The organism is Hoylesella timonensis S9-PR14, assembly GCF_000762405.1.
GTDB classification, from domain to species: Bacteria; Bacteroidota; Bacteroidia; order Bacteroidales; family Bacteroidaceae; genus Prevotella; species Prevotella timonensis_A.
Window position 1 is genome coordinate 1 of record NZ_JRPQ01000240.1, and the last position, 1,025, is coordinate 1,025.

Genomic DNA, 1,025 nt, shown 5'->3' on the forward strand with positions numbered 1-1,025 from the left:
TGTTACGCCTTGCGTCCAAAGAGCCTGAGTATGCCGTATTCTTGTCGTGCCTATACTCTCTTANGGCAGCCCTGCCCTGCAAGGTTGGGAGAGATGAATACGACCGCACGAATATTGNAAATNGCNANACCNANTTGAAAANGAAAANTCCTGCGGTGGAGATTCTTCTCTCCATCCGCAGNACTTGACCTTGTCNGGGCAGANAGGCTNCCGTTGNACCTTTGCACGATAAGAAACGGCNTCAGGGNCTTTGCGTGTGCCTTTGCTTACAACGCCTTTGGGCTTANCCCTNCGTCTGACCGATTATTGGCANATGANTGCTCTNGNTGAGCANCACTANCGTGCCTGTGAGTTCGGTGTAAAGACGGNCGTATTGNTCGTCAGAAGCAAATGTGTCCGTCAAACCGAANTTGTCGAATGTGGCTTGAATAGCCTTGTTCGACAACAGTATNGGTACGAGTTTCTCTGGGAGCGGTGCAGGCAGTTCCCTTTCAAACTCGTTTTCCAACACGGATACAAGCGTATCATACTTGGAAAAGTGCAAGCCTTGATACAAAACCTCGCTTGCCATACTTTCGGCTTCGGGGTGCGTGAAACCTTGCGCCACGGCATCGCAGTAAGCTGTGAGAGCCATGTCTGCTCGTGTGGTGATAAACTCTGTATCTTGCAACTTCTCAGGGTGATGCTCACTCATGTAACTTCTTAATTTCAATCGAAAGTAAGAAAGTTCCAGCTTTTTGTTCTCTTTCATTTTTAATTTTATTTAGCGTTGATGTTCAATGATGGTTGCTTTGCGGTCAAAGGACAAGTTACTTGTCCTCCGCTTGGCTTTCTTGGCGGACAAACACGCAAAGCCTTTCGCAGTTCCCTTGTGGTATTGCTGCCCATGAGTGGCTGCATCTCACGGGCAATCTTACTCTTGCTGACCTTTGCGTAAAGTTCGGTGGTGGAAATGAAACGGTGTCCGAGTATCTTACTGACGGTTTCTATCGGCAAACCGTTCTCCAAACAGATGGTCGTGGCAA

At 48.0% G+C, this 1,025-nt stretch carries 1 protein-coding gene and 1 pseudogene; both read right to left on the minus strand.

What is annotated here, in order from left to right; all coding sequences use genetic code 11:
* Positions 1 to 283: 283 nt before the first annotated feature.
* Entirely contained in the window at positions 284 to 751 is a 468-nt protein-coding gene (locus HMPREF9304_RS12195; RefSeq protein ID WP_036929612.1) for a DUF1896 domain-containing protein, read from the minus strand.
* Positions 752 to 759: 8 nt separating this feature from the next.
* Positions 760 to 1,025, minus strand: a pseudogene (locus HMPREF9304_RS12200) (site-specific integrase); the annotation flags it as partial.